Origin of the sequence: Xanthomonas sp. CFBP 8445, from assembly GCF_025666235.1 — a bacterium.
GTDB lineage: Bacteria > Pseudomonadota > Gammaproteobacteria > Xanthomonadales > Xanthomonadaceae > Xanthomonas_A > Xanthomonas_A indica.
In genome coordinates this window covers 4,024,380-4,043,085 of record NZ_CP102594.1, presented here as the reverse complement: position 1 = coordinate 4,043,085, position 18,706 = coordinate 4,024,380, and the positions used below count along the sequence as shown (strand labels likewise).

The following is an 18,706-nucleotide window of genomic DNA, read 5'->3' as shown; positions in this document are numbered from 1 at the left end:
CGCTCGCCGCTTTGCGCCGGTGCGCGCGCGATGCGTCATTGCTGTTTTCCGGGTCCCGAGTCCCGGGTCCCGGGTCCCGCACCTGATGCCGCTCTATCGCTACAAGGCCCTGGACTCGCACGGCGAGATCCTGGAAGGGCAGATGGAAGCCGCCAGCGAGGCGGAAGTGGCGCTGCGCCTGCAGGAGCAGGGGCACATGCCGATGCAGGCCAGGCTGGCCGCCGAGGGCGGCGGCACCTCGCTGCGCGGGCTGTTCCGGCCCAAGCCGTTCGACGGCGCGGCGCTGGTGCAGTTCACCCAGCAGCTGGCGACCCTGCTCGGCGCTGGTCAGCCGCTGGATCGCGCGCTGTCGATCCTGCTCGAGCTGCCCGAGGACGAGCGCTCCAAGCGTACCGTCGGCGACATCCGCGATGCGGTACGCGGCGGCGCGCCGCTGTCCACCGCCCTGGAGCGCCAGCACGGGCTGTTCTCGCGCCTGTACATCAACATGGTGCGCGCCGGCGAGGCCGGCGGCAGCCTGCACGACACCCTGCAACGCCTGGCCGAGTACCTGGAGCGCAGCCGCGAGTTGCGCGGGCGGGTGATCAACGCGCTGATCTACCCGGCGATCCTGGTCAGCGTGGTCGGCTGCGCGCTGCTGTTCCTGCTCGGCTACGTGGTGCCGCAGTTCGCGCAGATGTACGAGAGCCTGGACGTGGCCCTGCCGTGGTTCACCCAGGCGGTGCTGAGTGTGGGCCTGTTCGTGCGCGACTGGTGGATCGTGCTGCTGGTGGTGCCGGGCGTGACCATCCTGGCGGTGGATCGTAAGCGCCGCGATCCCGCCTTCCGTGCCCGCTTCGACGCCTGGCTGCTGCGCCAGCGCTTCGTCGGCGTGCTGATTTCGCGGCTGGAGACCGCACGCCTGACCCGCACGCTCGGCACCTTGCTGCGCAACGGCGTGCCGCTGCTGGCGGCGCTGGGCATCTCCCGCAACGTGCTGTCGAACCTGGCGCTGACCGCCGACGTCGGCGCCGCCGCGGACGACGTCAAGAACGGCCACGGCCTGTCGGCCTCGCTGTCCAAGGGCAAGCGCTTCCCGCGCCTGGCGCTGCAGATGATCCAGGTCGGCGAGGAATCGGGCGCGCTCGACATCATGCTGCTGAAGACCGCCGACACCTTCGAACAGGAGACCGCACAGGCCATCGACCGCCTGCTGGCGGCGATGGTGCCGGCGATCACCCTGGTCCTGGCCTCGGTGGTCGGCCTGGTGATCATCTCCGTCCTCGTCCCCCTCTACGACCTCACCAATGCGATTGGGTGAGGCCATGCGCTTGCGAACCGCAGGTTCGCGCATGGCCGAACGCCCGGCCATGGATGGCCGGGCCGGTCTATCCGGAGCCGGCAATGCGACGCCATGGATGGCCGCGGCCTCGCCTGACACGTCCGGGCACCGCGCCATGGCGCATGTGGCGCCGAACGCCCGGCCTTGGCCGGGCCTCAGGCGACTGCCGTGGACTGTGACGCCGCGCGTTCCCGTGCGGGAACCTTCGGCCGCCGCCCCTGTCCCATTGCCAGCGGCGCCGTGCGCGCCGGCCGCGGCCGTGCGTGCGCGCGGCACGGATCCTCCGGCAGGTGTGACGGCGTGCGTGACGCGCCGCTGTACCGCCGGCCGGCACCGGCTGCCATCGTCACCGTGTTCGGCTACATAGGTCTTCCACCGCAAGGATCCGATGCAATGCGCACTCTCCGCCGCTCCCTGACCCGTTCCCCGTCCGCCGCACGCCAGGCGGGCATGAGCCTGCTGGAAATCATCATCGTCATCGTGCTGATCGGCGCGGTGCTGACCCTGGTCGGCAGCCGCGTGCTCGGCGGCGCCGACCGCGGCAAGGCCAACCTAGCCAAGTCGCAGATCCAGACCCTGGCCGGCAAGGTCGACAACTACCAGCTCGATACCGGCAAGCTGCCGTCCAAGCTCGACGACCTGGTCACCGCGCCGGGCGGCGTCAGCGGCTGGCTCGGCCCCTACGCCAAGCCCGCCGAACTGAACGACCCCTGGGGCCACCCGATCGAATACAAGGTGCCCGGCGAAGGCCGTCCGTTCGACCTGATCAGCCTGGGCAAGGATGGCCAGCCCGGCGGCAGCAGTTACGACGCCGACATCAAGTACGAGTGATCCGGCGCCGTGATCCGGGCCCCTGCCGGCGCGCTGCGCTTCGGCGCGCCGGCGTGCGTGCCGGCGGCGCGTGCGCGCATGCGCGGCGTGTCGCTGCTGGAGATGCTGCTGGTGGTGGGCCTGATCGCGATCGCCGCGCTGTTGGCGGCCTCGGTGCTGACCGGCGGCATCGACGGCATGCGTCTGCGCTCGGCGGCCAAGGAGATCGCCTCGCAACTGCGCTACACCCGCACCCAGGCGATCGCCAGCGGCCAGCCGCAGCGCTTCCTGATCGACCCGCAGGCGCACCGCTGGCAGGCGCCCAACGGCCGCCACGGCGAGATTCCGCCGTCGCTGACGATCCGCTTCACCGGCGCACGCCAGGCGCAGCGCCGCGACGGCGAGGGCGCGATCCAGTTCTTCGAGGACGGCGCGTCCACCGGCGGGCGCATCGAGCTGCAGGCGCGGCAGGCGCGCTGGCGCATCGACGTGACCTGGCTGACCGGCGAGGTCACGGTGGGGCGTGCGCCGGAGCAGGCGGCGCCATGAACCGTCAGCGCGGCTACACCCTGATCGAGGTGATCGTGGCGTTCGCCTTGCTGGCGCTGGCGCTGACCCTGCTGCTCGGTTCGCTGTCCGGCGCGGCGCGCCAAGTGCAGCGTGCCGACCAGTTGAGCCGCGCCACCCTGTATGCGCAGTCATTGCTGGCCGCGCAGGGCGTGGAGCAGCCGCTGCAGCCGGGACGCAGCCAGGGCACTCTGGACCAGGGCCACTACCGCTGGACCCTGGACGTGGCGCCCTACGCGGACCCGCGGCGGCCGCCCGATGCCGCGGTGGTGCCCGGCGCGCCGACCCTGCTGCAACTGACCCTGCAGGTGCGCTGGGGCGATGCGCAGGCGCAGGCGCTGCAGTGGAAGACGCTGCGCCTGGTCGCGCCGCAGGCCGCCGGGGTGCCGCAATGACCCGGCGTGCGCCGCGCCGCGCCGCCGCGCGCGGCTTCACCCTGATCGAAGTGCTGCTGGCCACGGTGCTGCTGGTCGGCGGCCTGACCCTGGCCTTCGCCACGCTGCGCTCGGCGATGGCGATCAGCGGCCGCGGCGAGGCGATCGCTGGGCGCAGCGAACGCATGCGCGCGGTCGAGGGTTTCCTGCGCCGGCGCCTGAGCGGCGCGCAGTCGCTGCCGCTGGACATCGACACGCAGACCCTGCAGCCGGTGCGCTTCGTCGGCGAAGCGCAGCGCATGCAGTTCGTGGCCGATCTGCCCGATTATCTCGGCCGCGGCGGCCCCTACTTGCACGATCTGCGGGTCAGCGGCGAGGGCGACCATCGGCAACTGGCGATCGCGCTGGTGCAGGTGCAGGCCGGCAAGCAACTGGCCGAGACCCCGCCGCGCCCGCCCGAGCCGCTGGCGCGCGACCTGCGCGAGGTGCGCTTCCGCTACCGCGGCCTGGACCCGGAGCGCGGCAGCATCGGCCCCTGGCAGGAACGCTGGGAACGCACCGACACGCTGCCGCTGCTGGTCTCGATCGAATTGCGCAGCGGCGACGGCACCGCGTGGCCGCCGCTGGTGGTGGCGCTGCGCCAGGCCGGCGGCGCGGAGATGCGGCAATGAGCGCGTCGCGTCGCGACCGCGGCGCCGCGCTGGTACTGGTGCTGTGGCTGATCGCGCTGCTGACCGCGTTGATCGGCGCCTTCGCGCTGACCGCGCGCACCGAGAACCTGCAGGGCAAGGTGCTGGGCGACGGTGCCGAGGCGCAGGAGCGCGCCCGCGCCGGCCTGGAATACGCGCTGACCCGGCTCGCCGGCACGCCCACCCAGCCGGGCTGGCGTGCCGACGGCCGCCGCTACCGCTGGCAGTACGAAGGCGCCACGGTCGACCTGCGCGTCACCGACGAGAGCGGCAAGGTCGATCTGAACATGGCCGATGCGACGCTGCTGGCGGCGCTGGTGCGCGCGGTCGGCGAGGATCCGCAGCGCGCCGAGCGCATCGCCGCGGCGATCGTGGACTGGCGCGATCCGGACAACCTGACCCAGCCCAACGGCGCCGAGGATCCCGACTACGCTGCGGCTGGCCTGCCTTACGGCGCCAAGGACGCCCCGTTCGAGAGCCTGGCCGAGCTGCAGCTGGTGCTGGGCATGGACCCGGAGCTGTACGCCAAGCTGCTGCCCAACCTGACCCTGTACGGCGGGGTGTCGCGGCCGACGCCGGACTTCGCGCCGGGACCGGTGCTGACCGCGCTCGGCCTGGACGCGCAGCAGGTGTTGGCGCAGCGCGAACGCACCGACCAGACCCAGCTCGGCATGGTCGGCATGGGCGGGGGCGGCACCTACAGCATCGAAAGCCGGGCACGGCTGGGCAATGGCCGCGAGGGGGTGTTGCGCGCGGTGGTGCGCCCAGGCTCGTCGGCGCTGCCGGGCTCCGCCTACACTGTGTTGCGTTGGGAAGAAGGAACGACGGTGCGATGACGGCGTGGCGCGACACGATGGACAAACTTGGCGTACGCATCGCCCCCGGTGCGGGCGGGCTGCTGGCCTGGTGGCAGCGCTCGCTGATGGCGTGGCTGCCGCCGCGCTGGCAACTGCAGCTGGGCTGGTCGCAGGCGCGGCTGCTGCTGTGGCGCGAGGGCGAGCAGCTGATGCTGGCGCGGCAGGTCGAGTCCGAACTGGGCGCGCCGCTGGCGCTGCCGTGGCCGCTGCTGCCCGCCGAACTGGAGGCGCTGCTGGGGCCGCGCCTGGCGGCGTTGCCGCGGGTCTGGCTGCTGCCGGCCGAGGCGGCGCTGCAACGCCGGCTGCGCCTGCCGGCGGCGGCCGCCGAGCACCTGCGCGAGGTGGTGAAGTTCGAGATCGACCGGCAGACCCCGTTCCAGGCCGACCAGGTGATCTACGACGTGCGCGCCGACGGCCGCCGCGACGACGCCCAGCTCGAGGCCGAACTGGTGGTGGCCCCGCGCCGCGTGCTGGACGACCTGCAGGCCAGTGCCGGCGCGCTGCGCCCGACCCTGGCCGGCATCGACGTCGCCGGCAGCGATGGCGCGCCGCTGGGGGTGAATCTGCTGCCGCAGGAACAGCGCCATCGCCGCGCCGACCCGATGCGGCGCTGGAACGCGATCCTCGCCGCCACCGCACTGCTGGCGCTGTGCGCGGCCGGCTGGCAGCTGCTGGACAACCGCCGCGACGCGCTGGAGCACCTGCGCACGCAGGTGGACAGCGGCGCGCAGCGCGCGCGCGGGGTCGCCGCGCAGCGCCAGCAACTGGTCGACCTGGTCGAAGGCGCCGCCTTCTTCGATCAGTTGCGCGCCGAGCGCCCGGCCTCGGTGGAGGTCTGGAACGAACTGAGCAAGCGCCTGCCGGAGGGCACCTATCTGGAGAAGTTCTCGATCGAGGGCAACCAGCTGCAGTTGATCGGCCTCAGCAGCGAAGCCTCGTCGCTGGTCGGGCGCCTGGAAGGCTCGCCGCTGTGGCGCACGCCGTCGCTGACCGGCGTGCTGCAGGCCGACCCGGGCAGCCACCGCGACCGTTTCACCCTCACCGCCGAACTGGCCGGGACCAAGCGCAAGGAGGCCGCCGATGCCGGTGCAGGTCGATAAGCGCGACCGCTGGCTGGCGCTGGGCCTGCTGCTGGCGGCGCTGGCGCTGGGCTACCTGGTGCTGGTGCATCCGTGGTGGACCGTGCCGATGCGCGAGGTCGATACGCAGATCCAGGAACTGCAGCAGCGCGAACTGCGCGTGCGCATGCAGTTGCAGCAGGCGCCGCAGGTGGCGCAACGGCTGCAGCAGGCGCAGCGCGAACTGGCCACGCGCCCGGGCTTCCTGCGCGAGACCTCGGCCGAGCTGGCCTCGGCCGGCTTGGTGCAGCGCCTGGAAAGCGCAGTGGCCACGGCCAGCCCCGGCAACCGCAGCTGCGCGATCAGCAACCGCTCGCCGCTGGCCGCCGACAACCGCAGCGACCGCTTCACCCGTGTCGCGGTGCAGGTGCGCCTGCGCTGCGGCACGCCGGAACTGGCGGCCGTGCTGCATGCGCTGGAGAGCGGCACACCGGCATTGTTCATCGACAACCTCAACGTGATGGCGCAGCGCTACCAGCTCTCGCCGGGCGAAAGCGGCAACGGCCTGGACGTGGCGTTCGAACTGGCCGGCTACCTGCGCCCGAACGCGATGCCGGCGCCGCCGGCCGCGTCCGCCACGCCGGACCCGTCGGCAGCGGCGGCACCTGCCGCGGCCACGCCGGTGATGAATGCCGGCGGTTCCGCCGGCGCCGGGCCGAGCGAACCGGCCGCCGCGCCGGCGCCGCCGGCCGCGCCCAGCGCGACCAACCTGCCGGGCACGCCTGGCGCCGCGAATGCCGCACCGGCGGACCTGCCGCAACAGGTGGAGGGACGCCATGCGAATTGAAGCGATGGGCCTGCGCACCGTGTGGCTGGGCACGCTGGCGCTGTGGGGGCTGCTGGTCTGGGCGCTGGGCCTGGGCGGGCTCGGCGAACGCGTGGCGCCGCTGCCCGACGATCCGTCGATGCTGCAGCGGCTGCCGGGCCTGCCCGCGGCCACTGCGCATCGCCTGGGCGATTTCTCGCAGTATGGCGAGATCGCCGCGCGCCCGGTGTTCGCCGAGGATCGCCGCCCGCATCCGTTCTTCCTCAGCGCCGACAACGGGCAGGCCGCCGCCCCCAATGTGCGCCTGACCGGCGTGCTGCTCACCGACCGCTTCAAGATGGCCACGCTGACCACCGAGCAGGGCGAATCGCTGCGCCTGCAGGAAGGCGGCGACGCGGTGCAGGGCTGGCGGCTGCTGTCGCTGGCGCCGCGCCAGGCGACGGTCAGCGGTTCCGGCGGCACCCAGACCCTGGAGTTGAAGGTGTTTGACGGCAAGGGCGGGCAACCGCCGACCGTGCTCGGCCAGGCCGGGCGCGCGGCCGCCGCGCAGGGGCAGATGCCGGGAGTTGCGCCCAACGGCCAGTCCAACGCCACGGCGCCGCGCCCGCCGACCCAGTCCGCTCCCAATCCGGTGCCGAACCAGGCACCGACCCCGAGCGCACCCGCGCCGTCGTCGCCGGCTCCCTCGTCGGAGCAACTGCAGGCCATCCGCGAGCGGATCGAAGCGCGGCGCCGGCAATTGCAGCAACAGCGCCAGAACAACCCCTCAGGTCAGAACCCTTGAAGAGTGATCGCATGACGCCGCGTCTGTTTTCCCTGTTCCTCGCCATCGGCCTGGTGGCCGGCTGCGCCACCACGCCCTCGCCGGACATCCGTCGCGGCGCCGCGATCAACCCCCAGGTCGGCGCGGCCGGCAGCACCCAGACCGACGGCCAGGGCGGCCCGGCCGACCCCAATGCCTTGCCCGAGCGCGCCACCCCGGTGATCCGCCGCGGCAGCGGCACCATGATCAATTCCGCGGCCGCCGCGGCGCCGGCGCCGTCGCTGGGCAACGCCAGCAGCGGCAGCGCCACCTTCAACTTCGAGGGCGAATCGTTGCAGGCGGTGGTCAAGGCCATCCTCGGCGACATGCTCGGGCAGAACTACGTGATCGCGCCGGGCGTGCAGGGCACGGTGACCCTGGCCACGCCCAAGCCGGTATCGCCGGCGCAGGCGTTGAACCTGCTGGAGATGGTGCTGGGCTGGAACAACGCGCGCATGGTCTACAGCGGCGGCCGCTACAACATCGTCCCCGCCGACCAGGCCCTGGCCGGCACGGTGGCGCCGAGCACCGCCTCGCCGGCCAACGCGCGCGGCTTCGAGGTGCGCGTGGTGCCGCTGAAGTACATCTCCGCCAGCGAGATGAAGAAGGTGCTGGAGCCGTACGCGCGGCCGAACGCCATCGTCGGCATCGACAGCTCGCGCAACGTCATCACCCTGGGCGGCACCCGCGCCGAACTGGAGAACTACCTGCGCACGGTGCAGATCTTCGACGTCGACTGGCTGTCGGGCATGTCGGTGGGCGTGTTCCCGATCCAGTCGGGCAAGGCCGAGCAGGTGGCGGCCGACCTGGAGAAGGTGTTCGGCGAGAACAGCAAGACCCCCAGCGCCGGCATGTTCCGCTTCATGCCGCTGGAGAATGCCAACGCGGTGCTGGTGATCACCCCGCAGGCGCGCTACCTGGACCAGATCCAGGAGTGGCTGGACCGCATCGACAGCGCCGGCGGCGGCGCGCGGCTGTTCTCCTACGAACTCAAGTACATCAAGGCCAAGGACCTGGCCGACCGCCTGGCCGAGGTGTTCGGCGCCGGTGGCGGCAACCGCGGCGACTCCAACGCCTCGCTGATGCCGGGCTCGCAGATGAGCCAGTTGAACGGCGGCGGCCTGGGCGGCTTCAACGGCAGCGACAGCAGCAGCCTGGGCGGCGGCAGTTTGGGCGGCAGCCTGGGCAGCAGCAGCGACAGCCTGGGCGGCAGCAGTTCCTCCGGCAGCAGCGGCGGCGGCCTGGGCAATGGCAGCCTGCAGCTGTCGCCGCGCACGTCCGGCAACGGCAGCGTGACCCTGGAAGTGCAGGGCGACAAGGTCGGCGTGTCGGCGGTGGAGGAAACCAACACCCTGCTGGTGCGCTCCACCCCGCAGGCCTGGCGCTCGATCCGCGATGTGGTCGAGAAGCTCGACGTGATGCCGATGCAGGTGCATATCGAGGCGCAGGTGGCGGAAGTCAACTTGAAGGGCCAGCTCAAGTACGGCGTCAACTGGTACTTCGAGCAGGCAGTGAATGCGTCGTCCACTGCGAACAACATCGGCTTCAGCGGCGGTGGTGCGAATCTGCCCAGCGCGGCCGGCCGCAAGATCTGGGGCGATATCGCCGGCGCCATCACCGGCAGCAGTGGCCTGGGCTGGACCTTCCTCGGCAAAAATGCCGCGGCGGTGATCACCGCACTGGATGAGGTCACCGACGTCAAATTGCTGCAGACGCCATCGGTGTTCGTACGCAACAACGCCGAGGCGACCCTCAACGTGGGCACGCGCATCCCGATCAATTCGGTCAGCGTCGATACTGGCCTGGGCGCCGGCACCACCTACTCCTCGGTGAACTATCTGGACACCGGTGTGATCCTGAAGGTACGTCCGCGGGTGACCAAGGACGGCATGGTGTTTCTGGACATCGTGCAGGAAGTCAGTTCGCCCGGCGCGGCGTCGACCAATTGCGGCACCAACGCCGGCACCAGCACCGCCTGCAACGTGCCGATCAACACGCGGCGGGTCAAGACCGAGGCGGCGGTGCAGAGCGGCGACACCATCATGCTGGCCGGCCTGATCAACGACAGCACCACCGACGGCAGCAACGGCGTGCCGTACTTGAGCAAGTTGCCGGTGGTCGGCGCGCTGTTCGGGCAAAAGACGCAGGACACAAACCGGCAGGAAGTGATCGTGCTGATCACCCCCTCGATCGTGCGCAACCCGCAGGAAGCGCGCAATCTCACTGACGAGTACGGAGCGAAGTTCGAGGCCATGAAGCCGCTGCCGGCACGCGGCAAGAAGTAAGCGGGTGAGCCTGCCCATCGTGCTGCTGGCGGTCGGCGTCGACGACGTCGCGCTGGACGCCTGCCTGGGCGCGCTCGAAGCGAACACGCCGGCCGGCACCCGCGTGTGGCTGGCCGACGATGCGCAGGCCGGCCCGCGCGGCATCCGCGTGATCGAGGCCTGGCTGGCGCGCACGCGCCTGCAGGCCGACTACACGCGGCGGCCGCGCATGCTCGGCGAGGTCGCGCATGTGGACGAGATGCTGCGCGCCTGCGGCGATGCCGACGTGGCGGTACTGGCCGCCGACGCGCAGCCCACGCCGGGCTGGTTGCTGCAGTTGAGCGCCTGCCTGGCGCGCGATGCGGCCATCGCCAGCGCCACGCCGTGGAGCAATGCCGGCGAGGCCTGCGCGTGGCCGCGGCTGGGCGAGATCAATCCGCTGCCCGAGGATCCCGAGCGCCTGGCCCGCGCCTGCGCGGCCCTGCCGCCGCTGCATCCGGAACTGCCGTCGGCGGTGTGCCATGCGGTGGTGCTGCGCGGGGTGGCGCGGCAGCGTGCCGGCGGCCTGGACGCCAGCAGCTACGGCTCCTGGTATGCGGCACTGACCGACCTGTCGCTGCGCATGGCCGGACTCGGCTGGCGCAACGTGCTGTGCGAGACCGCGCATGTCGCGTGCAGCGGCGAAGGCCGCGCCGCCGACGGCGACATGGACGCGCTGGCCACGCGCTGGCCGGCCTGGCACGCGCGCCTGGCCGGCTTCCTGATGCACGATCCATTGCGCGCCTGCCGCGAGGAGTTGCAGCGCCTGTACGACACGTTGCCGCCGCCGGATCCGCAGCGCGCGCTGTTCGATGCCTAGTGCGTCTCGTGTCGAGGTCGCTCCTACAATTCAGCCATGTGACAACAAGTGCAAGAGCAAAGCTTTCGCCTTACGGCGAGTTACTTTTCTTTGCTCGCGCAAAGAAAAGTAACCAAAAGAAAGCGCGCCCTGCCTCGCGCCCTACGCGCTGCGCGCTCCGGGTCCGCGTCCATCGCGGGGATCCGCGGAAGGGGCATCCTGCCCCTGCCGCGGACGGCGCACATCCCTGTGCGCCGCCCCTTCGGGGTTTTCCCCGCGCTGGCCGCCGCTTCGGAAGGGAACCCGGTAAGTCAAAAGCAAGGGCAAGAGCAACAACCAAAGCCAAGCGACCGCGACTCCCGCAGGGACTGGCGGTGATCGGTGTCCGGGCGCGATGTGGGAGGGAATCTCGTCTCCTTTTTGTGGGATCCAGTCCCGACGGCTTCCGAGGTCCGATCGTCCACCTACTCCGTTCGTCGTGGTTGCAGGACAGTTGACTCCCACAGCGGCTTGCGGCAAGCCCGCCGGATGCACTGTGGGAGGGACTTCAGTCCCGACGCATTGCGCCATCGGAAAGCACGCACCGCTTTGCGCGTCGCGGCTGCATGACAGTTGACTCCCACAACCTCCCGTGCCTGGTTGACATCGCCGCAGATCGGCTTACTTCGGCGGCGCGTATACATCCACCGACACTTCCAGCACGTCGTGGCGCCAGGATTCGATGTCGAACTCCACGGCGCGTCCATCGGGATCGTAGCTGACGCGTTGCAGGCGGAAGCAGGGCGTGCCGGCGGTGGATTGCAGCAGCGCGGCCTGCTCGGCGTCGAGCGTGGCCGGATACATCGACAGCCGGCTGCGCGCCTGCCGCAAGCCCAGACGCTGGGTCAGCACCGCGCTCAGCGAGCCGGCCAGGTCGTGGTCGAGCAGGCGCGGTGCCCACGCGGCGAGGATCGCGTTGGTCTCCAGCAGCACCGCGCGGCGCCCGATCCAGCGGCGGCGGCGCAGCACGAACACCTCGGTCGTGGGATCGTGCAATTGCAGGTGCCGGGCGAGCGCCGGGCCGGCCGGCTGGCGTTGCGCGGCGAGCAGTTCGGTGCGCGGGACGCCGCCCTGTGCGGCCACGTACTGCATGAAGCCGGCGATGCTGTTGGGGTCGTGGCGTACCCGCGGCGCGCTGACGAACCAGCCGCGGCGGTTCTCGCGGTAGATGTGGCCGTCCGATTCGAGCTGCTGCAGGGCTTCGCGCAGGGTGATGCGGGTGCAGCCGAACAGCGCGGCCAGTTCGCGCTCCACCGGCAGGCGCTGGTCCGCCCGCCATTCGCCGGCGGCGATGCGCGCCAGCAGCGCATCGGCGATGCGCTGGGCGAAGCCGGCGGGGGTGGCGAAGCTCATGCGAAGTCCAGGGTGAGGCGCAGCGTGGCTGACAAGACTACGCTGCCGGCAGGCATGCGGGCGATGTGGGGCGCCTGACGGGTGAGGGCTTCCGGTGTGCCGATTGCCCGACCTTCGCTCGTGCAGTGTTGTTGAAAGCACGGAAGGACCTGGGCGCACTCAGCTGATCGCACGCGCGCGACGCAGATCCGCCTGCCACAGGCGCAATCCGTACACCGCCAGCACCACGAATCCGGCGTACAGCGCCGCGGTGGGGTACAGCCCCTTGTACAGGAACACGCCGACGTAGACGCAGTCCAGCACGATCCACAGGCCCCAGTTGGCGATGCGCTTGCGCGCGGCCCAGACGCTGGCGACCACGCTGAATGCCGACAGCGCGGCATCCAGCCACGGCAGCGCCGCATCGGTGTGCCGGTGCATCCACCAGCCCAGCAGCACCGCGCCGGCGGCGCCGGCCAGCACCGAGCGCAGGCCTTCGGCCCAGGGCAGCGGCCCGACCTGGACCTTGCCGTCGTCGCCGAGCCCTTTGCTCCAGCGCCACCAGCCGTAGCCCTGCAGGACCACGTACAGGCCCTGCAGCAGCATGTCCGAGTACAGCTTCCACTGATAGAACAGCCACGCGTACAGCAGCACCGCGACCACGTTGACCGGCCAGCACCAGCGCACTCGCCGCGCGGTCAGCCACACACCCACGACGTTGACCAGCACGGCGAGCAGTTCGAGGGGAGACATGGTGGGGAGGCCGGGATTGGGGAGTGGGGATTCGGGATGGAGGGTGGTTCGCGAGTGCAGTGCAGTGCGCTCGGTTGTAGGAGCGGCTTCAGCCGCGACAAGCGTTAGCAGGAACGCCCGTCGCGGCTGAAGCCGCTCCTACAACGGCATCAGCGCGCCTGGCATTCAAGGAGAGGGCGGTGGATGAAGTCATCGTGGATCAGTGCATCTGAATCAGGACGTTTCGCAAACGCATGGAATCATGGGTGTTGTAGGAGCGGCTTCAGCCGCGACCGTCGCCATGTCTGCTTCCGGCTTTTACGAATCTCCAATCCCGACTCCGCAATCCCCGCTCCTCAAAAATCGAACTGCACCGCCAACCGCGCCGTCCGCGGCGCACCGAGGAACAGATAGTCGTCGCCTTCGTAAGCACCGACGTCGCGCCAATAACGCTTGTCGGTGAGGTTGTCCACGCTCAGCCGCAGCGTGGTCGGCACCGCGCCCAGCCGCGTCGCGTAGCGGGCGCCCAGGGTGTAGACGCTGTAGCCGCCGACGGCGACCTGGCCGCTGCGGTCGGCGTACTTGGCGCCGCTGTACTGCGCGCCGCCCAGCAGCGCCAGGCCGTTGATGCCGGGCACGTCCCAGGTGGCCTGCGCGCTGGCGCGCAAGCGCGGCACGTTCAACGCCTGGTGGCCTTCGTCGCCCGGCGTGCCGGTGTCCTCGGCGCGCGCGCGGATGCCAGCGACGCTGGCCTGCAGGTGCAGGCCGGCGCCGAGCGTGCCGGCGGCGGACAGTTCGATGCCGCGGTTGTGCAGGCGGCCCTGCTGCACGAACAGGAAGCTGCCGTCGGCCTGCGGTTGCGCGTACTGGTACGCCTGGCGCATGTCGAACAACGCCGCGCCCAGGGTCACGCCGTCGCGCTCGTACTTCATGCCGGCCTCGCGCTGGTAGGCGCTGGTGGGGGCGAGGATGCTGTCGGCGTTGCTGGCGAACCAGGGCGCGGTGCCGCCCGGGGCCAGGCCCTTGGCGAAGCTGGCGTACAGCGACAGCGAGGGCTGCACCTTGAACAGCAGCGCCGCCTGCGGCAGAAACACGGAGCGACGGGTGCGCCGGGTCAGGGTGCCGTTGCGGTCCCAGGCGCGTTCGTCGTAGCGCACCTGGCGCGCGCCCAGCAGCAGCTGCCAGGCATCGCCGATGCCGATGCGGTCGCTGGCCAGCAGGGCGGTCTGCGCGCTGTCCAGGCGCCGGCGCTTGGGGCCGAGGACCGCGTCGGCCGGCGCCAGCAGCGGCGGATCGGCGTCGATGTTGCCGCTGCCGATCATTTCATTGATCGAGCCGTGGCGGTCGATGGTGCGATGCAGATAGTCGACGCCGACCTGGAACTGGTGCTGCAACACGCCGGTGCTGGCGCTGCCGCTGGCGATCGCCTGCAGTTCGTCGTTGCGGCGGCTGTCGGCGGGGCTGCGGTAGTCGTAGATGTCGTAGTCGCCTTCGCGGCTGAAGTGGTTGGGCACGGCGTCGCTGGCGCAGCTGGCCGCGCCGTAGCAGCCCCAGGCGAAGCTGGAGTAATCGTCGATCAGGGCGCGGCTGTGCGACGCGGCGACATGCACGTTCCAGGCGTCGCTGAAGCGGTATTCGTAGCGCACCTGTGCATTCAGCGCCTCGATGCCGACCGGCCTGGACCACGGCTGGTAGGCGAGCAGGCGATGCACCGACACGCCGCTCGGCAGCTGCGTGCCGCCGAGCAACTGGTAGCCCGGCACCGAGCGCTGCTGGCGGTCCTGGTATTCCACGTCCAGTTGCAGGGTCGATTGCGGATCGATGTTCCAGTCCGCGGCCAGCGACAGGAAGTTGCGGTGGCCATCGGCGTGGTCGACATAGCTGCGCAGGGTCTCGTGCGCGGCATTGACGCGCAGGCCGAACTGGCGCTCGCTGCCGAACCAGTCGCCCAGGTCCACCGCCGCGCCACGGCTGCCGTCGTCGTCGCCGCTCAGCACCAGGCTGCGCACGTGCTGCGGGCGCTTGGTCTGGTAGTCGATCACCCCGGCCGGGGTGGTGATGCCGGACAGCACCCCGGACAGGCCCTTGAGCACCTGCACCTGCTCCTTGTTCTCCAGCGCCACGTTCTGTTCGCCGGCGATGGTCAGGCCGTTGATGCGGTAGCTGTTGGCCGCATCGAGCGAATAGCCGCGGACCAGGAAGTTCTCGTAGTAGCCGATCGGCGCATAGCTGTCGCCGACCGCGGCGTCGGCGCGCAGCACCTCGCTGAGCACGCGCACCTGGCGGTCGGCCAACTGGGTGCGGTCGATGGTGTCGATCGCCATCGGCGTGTCCAGCAGCGGCGCGTCGCCGTAGCCGCTCAGGCTGCTGCGGTTGTGCGGCTGGCGGCCCTGCACGTTGATCGCGTCCAGTTCGACCGGGGTCTGCGCGGTGGCGGATGCCGGCGCATCGTCGGCGGCCAGGGCCGGCAGCGGCAGGGCGATGGCCAGGCCCAGCGCAAGCGCGTGCGGGGTGGGGAAGCGGCGGGTGGGCAGCATGCGGAACGACCTCGGGCAAACGAAACGAAAGAGGGAAGCGGCAGCGCCGCGCGGCGTGCGCGCGGCAGCCGTGACGGCGGATGGATTGGTGTGGATGCGTCGGTTCATGGCGCGGCCGCGGCGTGCCGCTGCAGGTGCCGCAGCAGGCGCTGACCCTCGCGCTCGCCGTACCAGGTGGCGTGGCCGAGCAGGTAGCGGCGGTAGGCGATCTCGGCGTGCGCATCCGAGCCGGTGATGCCGGCGAAGTAGTCGATCTCGCTGAGCGCGAAGTCGGCATGCACCAGCGGCAGCAGCGCGGTCAGCAAGCGCAGTTGCGTCGCGTCCAGCGGCAGCAGCGTGGTGTAGCCGTGCAGCAGCGCATCGAGCTGGTCGAGTTCGGCGACCGCTTCGCCGCCGTCGTCCAGTTGCAGCCACGGGATCAGGTTGCGTTCGATCGCGGTGGCCAGGTCGAACAGGGCGAAGGTCCGGTCGGCCAGGCCGAAATCGAACACCGCGCTGACCGTGCTGGTGGCGCCGTGGCCGCGCCACAGCAGGTTGGAGGCGTGCCAGTCGCCATGCGTCCACAGCGCCGGCGGCGGCGCCTGCAGCAGCGGCCATGCCTGCGCGTGCCAGGGCAGCAGGTGCGCGCGCAGGTCGTCCTGCCAGTCGTGCCGCTGCAGCCATGTCGCCAGTGCCGGGCGCCGCGCCAGATCCTGCTGCAGCGCCTGCACCGGCTGCGGCTGGGCGAACAGGCGCAGGTTGGCGACCAGCACCGTGGTGCTGCGCGGAGGCGCGGTGTAGCCGGCGGCGGCGCGGTGCAGTGCCGCCAGGGCGCGGCCGGCGGCGGCGGCATGGGTGGTGTCGGCGAACGGCGTCCACGACACCGCCTCACGGTAGCGATCCTCGCCGTCGCCGGCGCGCATCACCTCGTAGGTCCAGTGGCCGTGCCGCACCGCGCTGGCGCCGTCGCGGTCGCGCAGCACCTCCGGCACGGGCACGCCCTGCGCGCGCAGGTGGGCGATGAAGGCGTGTTCCTCGCCCAGCGCGTGCAGGTCGCGCACGCGGCGGTGGTGGCGCTTGACGAACAGCGTGCCGGCCGCGGTCTCGACCTCCGCCGCCGCGGAGAACGGGCGCGGGCTGTGCCAGCGCAGTGCGCGCAGCTGGCCGGGCGAGGCGTACTGCTGCAGCAGCGCCTCCACCTCGCCGTCGGACAGCGGCGGCCAGTCGGCGGCCACGGTCTGCAGGCCCATGCCGTGCATCTGGTGGCGGGCGCTCATGCGCGTCTCTCGCGGTGTCGGTGCGCCCGGGCGCGCCGCATGCCGGGTGCGCGATGCGCATCGTCGCGGCGGCTGTGCGCGATTGGTCTAGACCAGGGGCGGGGAGGCCTGAGGCAGGGCCCGGTCGCACGATCGGGAGCGGGGACGGTGGCGCCGCCGGCGTCTCGGCATGCGCGCGGTCTCAGTCGGCGCGCGCGGTCTGCGGGGTGGGGCGGCAGCCTGGGACAGGAAACAACGCTGACCGGCATCTGCACTGGGCGAAGGAAAGGACACGGATCGCTCCGTCTCCCGCACGTGCGGGCCGCAAACGGCCGCGCAGCGCACGGGGCGCAGAGTATGCGCGGCAATCGCCGCCGCCGCCATGCCTGTCGCGCGCGTTGCGGACGGCGCATGCGGGATAATCGGCGGATGAGCGAACAGCAGATAGCCGTGGTGGTGGTGACCTACGAGAGCGGCAGCACCATCGATGCCTGTCTGCAGCGGCTGCGCGCGGCCGCCGAGGTGGCGCAGATCCGGGTGGTCGACAACGCCTCGCGCGACGACACCCTGGCGGTGGTGCAGCGGCATGCGCTGGACGATGCGCGGGTGCGCTTCATCGCCAATCCCGACAATCCCGGCTTCGCCACCGCCTGCAACCAGGGTGCCGCGGCCAGCGATGCGCCGTGGCTGGCCTTCGTCAATCCCGACCTGATGGTCGAGTCCGACACCCTGTCCCAACTGCGCGCGCAGGCCGCCGCGCTCGGCGAGGCGCTGCTGGGCGTGGAGCAGGTCGACGAGCACGGCCGCGCCGACGCCGCGGTGCGGCGCCGCGATCCGGACTTCGCGGCGATGCTGCGGCATCCGCTGGCCGGCTCGCGGCTGGCGCTGGCGGCCGATCCGGCGCAGCCGCTGCAGCCGGTGCCGGCGCTGTCCGGTGCGCTGATGCTGTTGCCGCGCGCGCTGTTCGCGCGCATCGGCGGTTGGGACGTCGGCTACCGGCTGCATGCCGAGGACCTGGACCTGTGCCGCCGGGTCCGCCAGGCCGGGGCCACGGTGGCGGTGCTGAACAGCCTGCGCGTGCTGCACGTGCGCGGCGTGTCCAGCCGCAAGCGGCCGTGGTTCGTCGAGTGGCACAAGCACCGCGGGCTGTGGCGCTACTTCCGCAAGTTCGAGGCGCCGAGCCGGGCTTGGCCGGTGCGGGCGGCGGTGTGGGCGGTGATCTGGCTGCACGCCTGGGTCACCTTCGCCCGGCTGTGCTGGCGGCGCCCAGGCTGAACGAAATCTGCCGCGTTGCGCGCGCGTGCGGCATGGCAACATAAATTCGCTATATTGGGAAGTGCGTCACTTAACAAGTGCCGTGTTCCGCCGATCACCCCTGCACCGTGCCCGCTCTGGTGCGGGGGCCCCACCAGGAACTCAACCATGTTTGATCTCGACGGCGTGCGCTCGCGCACCCACGCGCGAGCCTGCGCGTCCGCTATGCCCATGGCCGCTGCCGGCAGCGCCACGCCTGCGCGCCGCGCGCGGCTGGCACTGGCCCTGCTCGCGCTGGCGGCCGGCCCCTGCTACGCCAGCGCCTGGGTCGACGAGGCCGGCCACGGGCTGGTGATCCTCAAGGCCAGCCATACCGATGGCGGCGCGGTGTTCAACAGCCACGGCCAGTCCGGCAACTTCCCCGATGCCGGGCGCAGCCGCCAGGACCAGCTCAATCTCTATGGCGAGTACGCGCTGAGTTCGGATCTGACCCTGGTCGGCAACTTCTATTTCAGCAAGGTCGGCTACCGCAACGACAGCGGCTACGGCGACCGCCACAGCAGCGGCTGGTCCGACCAGGAAATCGGCCTGCGCTACCGGCTCGACCCGGATGGCCGCGACGGTCCCTGGCAGGGCGCGCTGCAGGTGCTGGCGCTGGTGCCCGCCTATGCGCGCCAGCGCGACGGCGCGCGGCCGGCGCTGGGCCAGGGCGACTACGGCGCCGAGCTGCGCTACAGCGTCGGCCGCGGCTACCGCCTGGGCGAGCACGACGGCTATGTCGACCTGGGCACGGCGGTGCGCCTGCGTGGCGGCGACGCCTCCGACGAGGCGCGGCTGGACGTGTCCAGCGGCCTGGCGCTGGCGCCGCGCTGGATGCTGATCGGCGAGTTCAACGTGATCCAGAGCCTGGGCAACGGCAAGGGCCCGAACCGGATCTACGCGCCCGGCGACAATACGCCGATCCGCGGCAACAACTTCGATTTCAGCAAGCTGCAGGCCTCGGTGCTGTACACGCTGCCCGGCGGCACGCAGCTGCAGCTCGGCTACCAGCAGCCGGTGGCCGGGCGCAACACCGGCGGCGCGGGCGGTCCGTTCGTGGCCGCCTGGTGGCGGTTCTAGCCGTGTCCGGCGAACACGACAGCGTCGCCGCAGAGGCGAGCGCCCCCGGCCG

Annotated in this window: 17 protein-coding genes; 13 read left to right on the top strand and 4 right to left on the bottom strand. The window is 71.4% G+C overall.

The features are described from left to right. Positions 1-85 precede the first annotated feature (85 nt). The 11 genes from NUG21_RS17395 (at position 86) to NUG21_RS17345 (ending at position 10,427) form a co-directional block, all read left to right on the top strand. Positions 86-1,300: a type II secretion system protein XpsF gene (locus NUG21_RS17395; protein WP_019798209.1), complete on the top strand. Its 1,215-nt coding sequence runs from the start codon at positions 86-88 to the stop codon at positions 1,298-1,300. A 414-nt stretch (positions 1,301-1,714) separates the two neighbouring features. Then, positions 1,715-2,152, top strand: a complete 438-nt coding sequence (gene gspG / locus NUG21_RS17390) for a type II secretion system major pseudopilin GspG (protein WP_026143220.1) — start codon at positions 1,715-1,717, stop codon at positions 2,150-2,152. 78 nt (positions 2,153-2,230) lie between these two features. Continuing rightward, positions 2,231-2,680: a type II secretion system protein XpsH gene (locus NUG21_RS17385; RefSeq protein WP_237473368.1), complete on the top strand. Its 450-nt coding sequence runs from the start codon at positions 2,231-2,233 to the stop codon at positions 2,678-2,680. After that, on the top strand, positions 2,677-3,093 hold the full coding sequence (locus NUG21_RS17380; protein ID WP_263391515.1) for a type II secretion system protein XpsI: 417 nt from the start codon (positions 2,677-2,679) through the stop codon (positions 3,091-3,093). Before NUG21_RS17385 ends, NUG21_RS17380 begins: the two co-directional genes overlap by 4 nt. Beyond that, positions 3,090-3,743, top strand: a complete 654-nt coding sequence (locus NUG21_RS17375; RefSeq protein ID WP_263391514.1) for a type II secretion system protein J — start codon at positions 3,090-3,092, stop codon at positions 3,741-3,743. Before NUG21_RS17380 ends, NUG21_RS17375 begins: the two co-directional genes overlap by 4 nt. After that, the gene (locus tag NUG21_RS17370) at positions 3,740-4,597 is read left to right on the top strand and encodes a type II secretion system minor pseudopilin (protein ID WP_263391513.1); all 858 of its coding nucleotides are present in this window, start codon (positions 3,740-3,742) and stop codon (positions 4,595-4,597) included. The genes NUG21_RS17375 and NUG21_RS17370 overlap by 4 nt, the downstream gene beginning before the upstream one ends. After that, on the top strand, positions 4,594-5,718 hold the full coding sequence (locus NUG21_RS17365; RefSeq protein ID WP_242081799.1) for a PilN domain-containing protein: 1,125 nt from the start codon (positions 4,594-4,596) through the stop codon (positions 5,716-5,718). The genes NUG21_RS17370 and NUG21_RS17365 overlap by 4 nt, the downstream gene beginning before the upstream one ends. Then, positions 5,699-6,523 (top strand): type II secretion system protein GspM, encoded by an 825-nt coding sequence (gene gspM, locus NUG21_RS17360; protein WP_263391512.1) that lies wholly within the window; start codon positions 5,699-5,701, stop codon positions 6,521-6,523. The genes NUG21_RS17365 and gspM overlap by 20 nt, the downstream gene beginning before the upstream one ends. Beyond that, positions 6,513-7,286, top strand: coding sequence for a type II secretion system protein XpsN (xpsN, locus tag NUG21_RS17355; protein ID WP_184502389.1), 774 nt, complete (start codon positions 6,513-6,515; stop codon positions 7,284-7,286). The genes gspM and xpsN overlap by 11 nt, the downstream gene beginning before the upstream one ends. A gap of 11 nt (positions 7,287-7,297) precedes the next feature. Beyond that, positions 7,298-9,589 (top strand): type II secretion system secretin GspD, encoded by a 2,292-nt coding sequence (gene gspD, locus NUG21_RS17350; protein ID WP_263391511.1) that lies wholly within the window; start codon positions 7,298-7,300, stop codon positions 9,587-9,589. A 4-nt stretch (positions 9,590-9,593) separates the two neighbouring features. Further along, on the top strand, positions 9,594-10,427 hold the full coding sequence (locus NUG21_RS17345; RefSeq protein ID WP_263391510.1) for a glycosyltransferase: 834 nt from the start codon (positions 9,594-9,596) through the stop codon (positions 10,425-10,427). A gap of 639 nt (positions 10,428-11,066) precedes the next feature. Here the strand turns inward: NUG21_RS17345 and NUG21_RS17340 are convergent. The 4 genes from NUG21_RS17340 to NUG21_RS17325 all read right to left on the bottom strand — a co-directional run bounded on the left by NUG21_RS17340 (position 11,067) and on the right by NUG21_RS17325 (position 16,302). Next, positions 11,067-11,798 carry a UTRA domain-containing protein gene (locus tag NUG21_RS17340; RefSeq protein ID WP_263391509.1) on the bottom strand — a complete coding sequence of 244 codons (732 nt, stop codon included), beginning with the start codon at positions 11,796-11,798 and terminating at the stop codon, positions 11,067-11,069. A 159-nt stretch (positions 11,799-11,957) separates the two neighbouring features. Further along, positions 11,958-12,530, bottom strand: coding sequence for a nicotinamide riboside transporter PnuC (gene pnuC, locus NUG21_RS17335; RefSeq protein WP_242160630.1), 573 nt, complete (start codon positions 12,528-12,530; stop codon positions 11,958-11,960). Between the two features lie 335 nt (positions 12,531-12,865). Then, positions 12,866-15,046, bottom strand: a complete 2,181-nt coding sequence (locus tag NUG21_RS17330) for a TonB-dependent siderophore receptor (protein ID WP_263391508.1) — start codon at positions 15,044-15,046, stop codon at positions 12,866-12,868. Between the two features lie 104 nt (positions 15,047-15,150). Then, positions 15,151-16,302, bottom strand: coding sequence for a phosphotransferase enzyme family protein (locus NUG21_RS17325; protein WP_263391507.1), 1,152 nt, complete (start codon positions 16,300-16,302; stop codon positions 15,151-15,153). 408 nt (positions 16,303-16,710) lie between these two features. Between NUG21_RS17325 and NUG21_RS17320 the strand changes: the two genes are divergently transcribed. Together NUG21_RS17320 and NUG21_RS17315 are read left to right on the top strand one after the other, a co-directional pair. After that, a complete protein-coding gene (locus NUG21_RS17320) occupies positions 16,711-17,556 on the top strand; it encodes a glycosyltransferase family 2 protein (RefSeq protein WP_263391506.1) in 846 nt (281 codons plus the stop codon). Between the two features lie 147 nt (positions 17,557-17,703). Next, on the top strand, positions 17,704-18,654 hold the full coding sequence (locus NUG21_RS17315; RefSeq protein WP_263391505.1) for a hypothetical protein: 951 nt from the start codon (positions 17,704-17,706) through the stop codon (positions 18,652-18,654). Positions 18,655-18,706 lie beyond the last annotated feature (52 nt).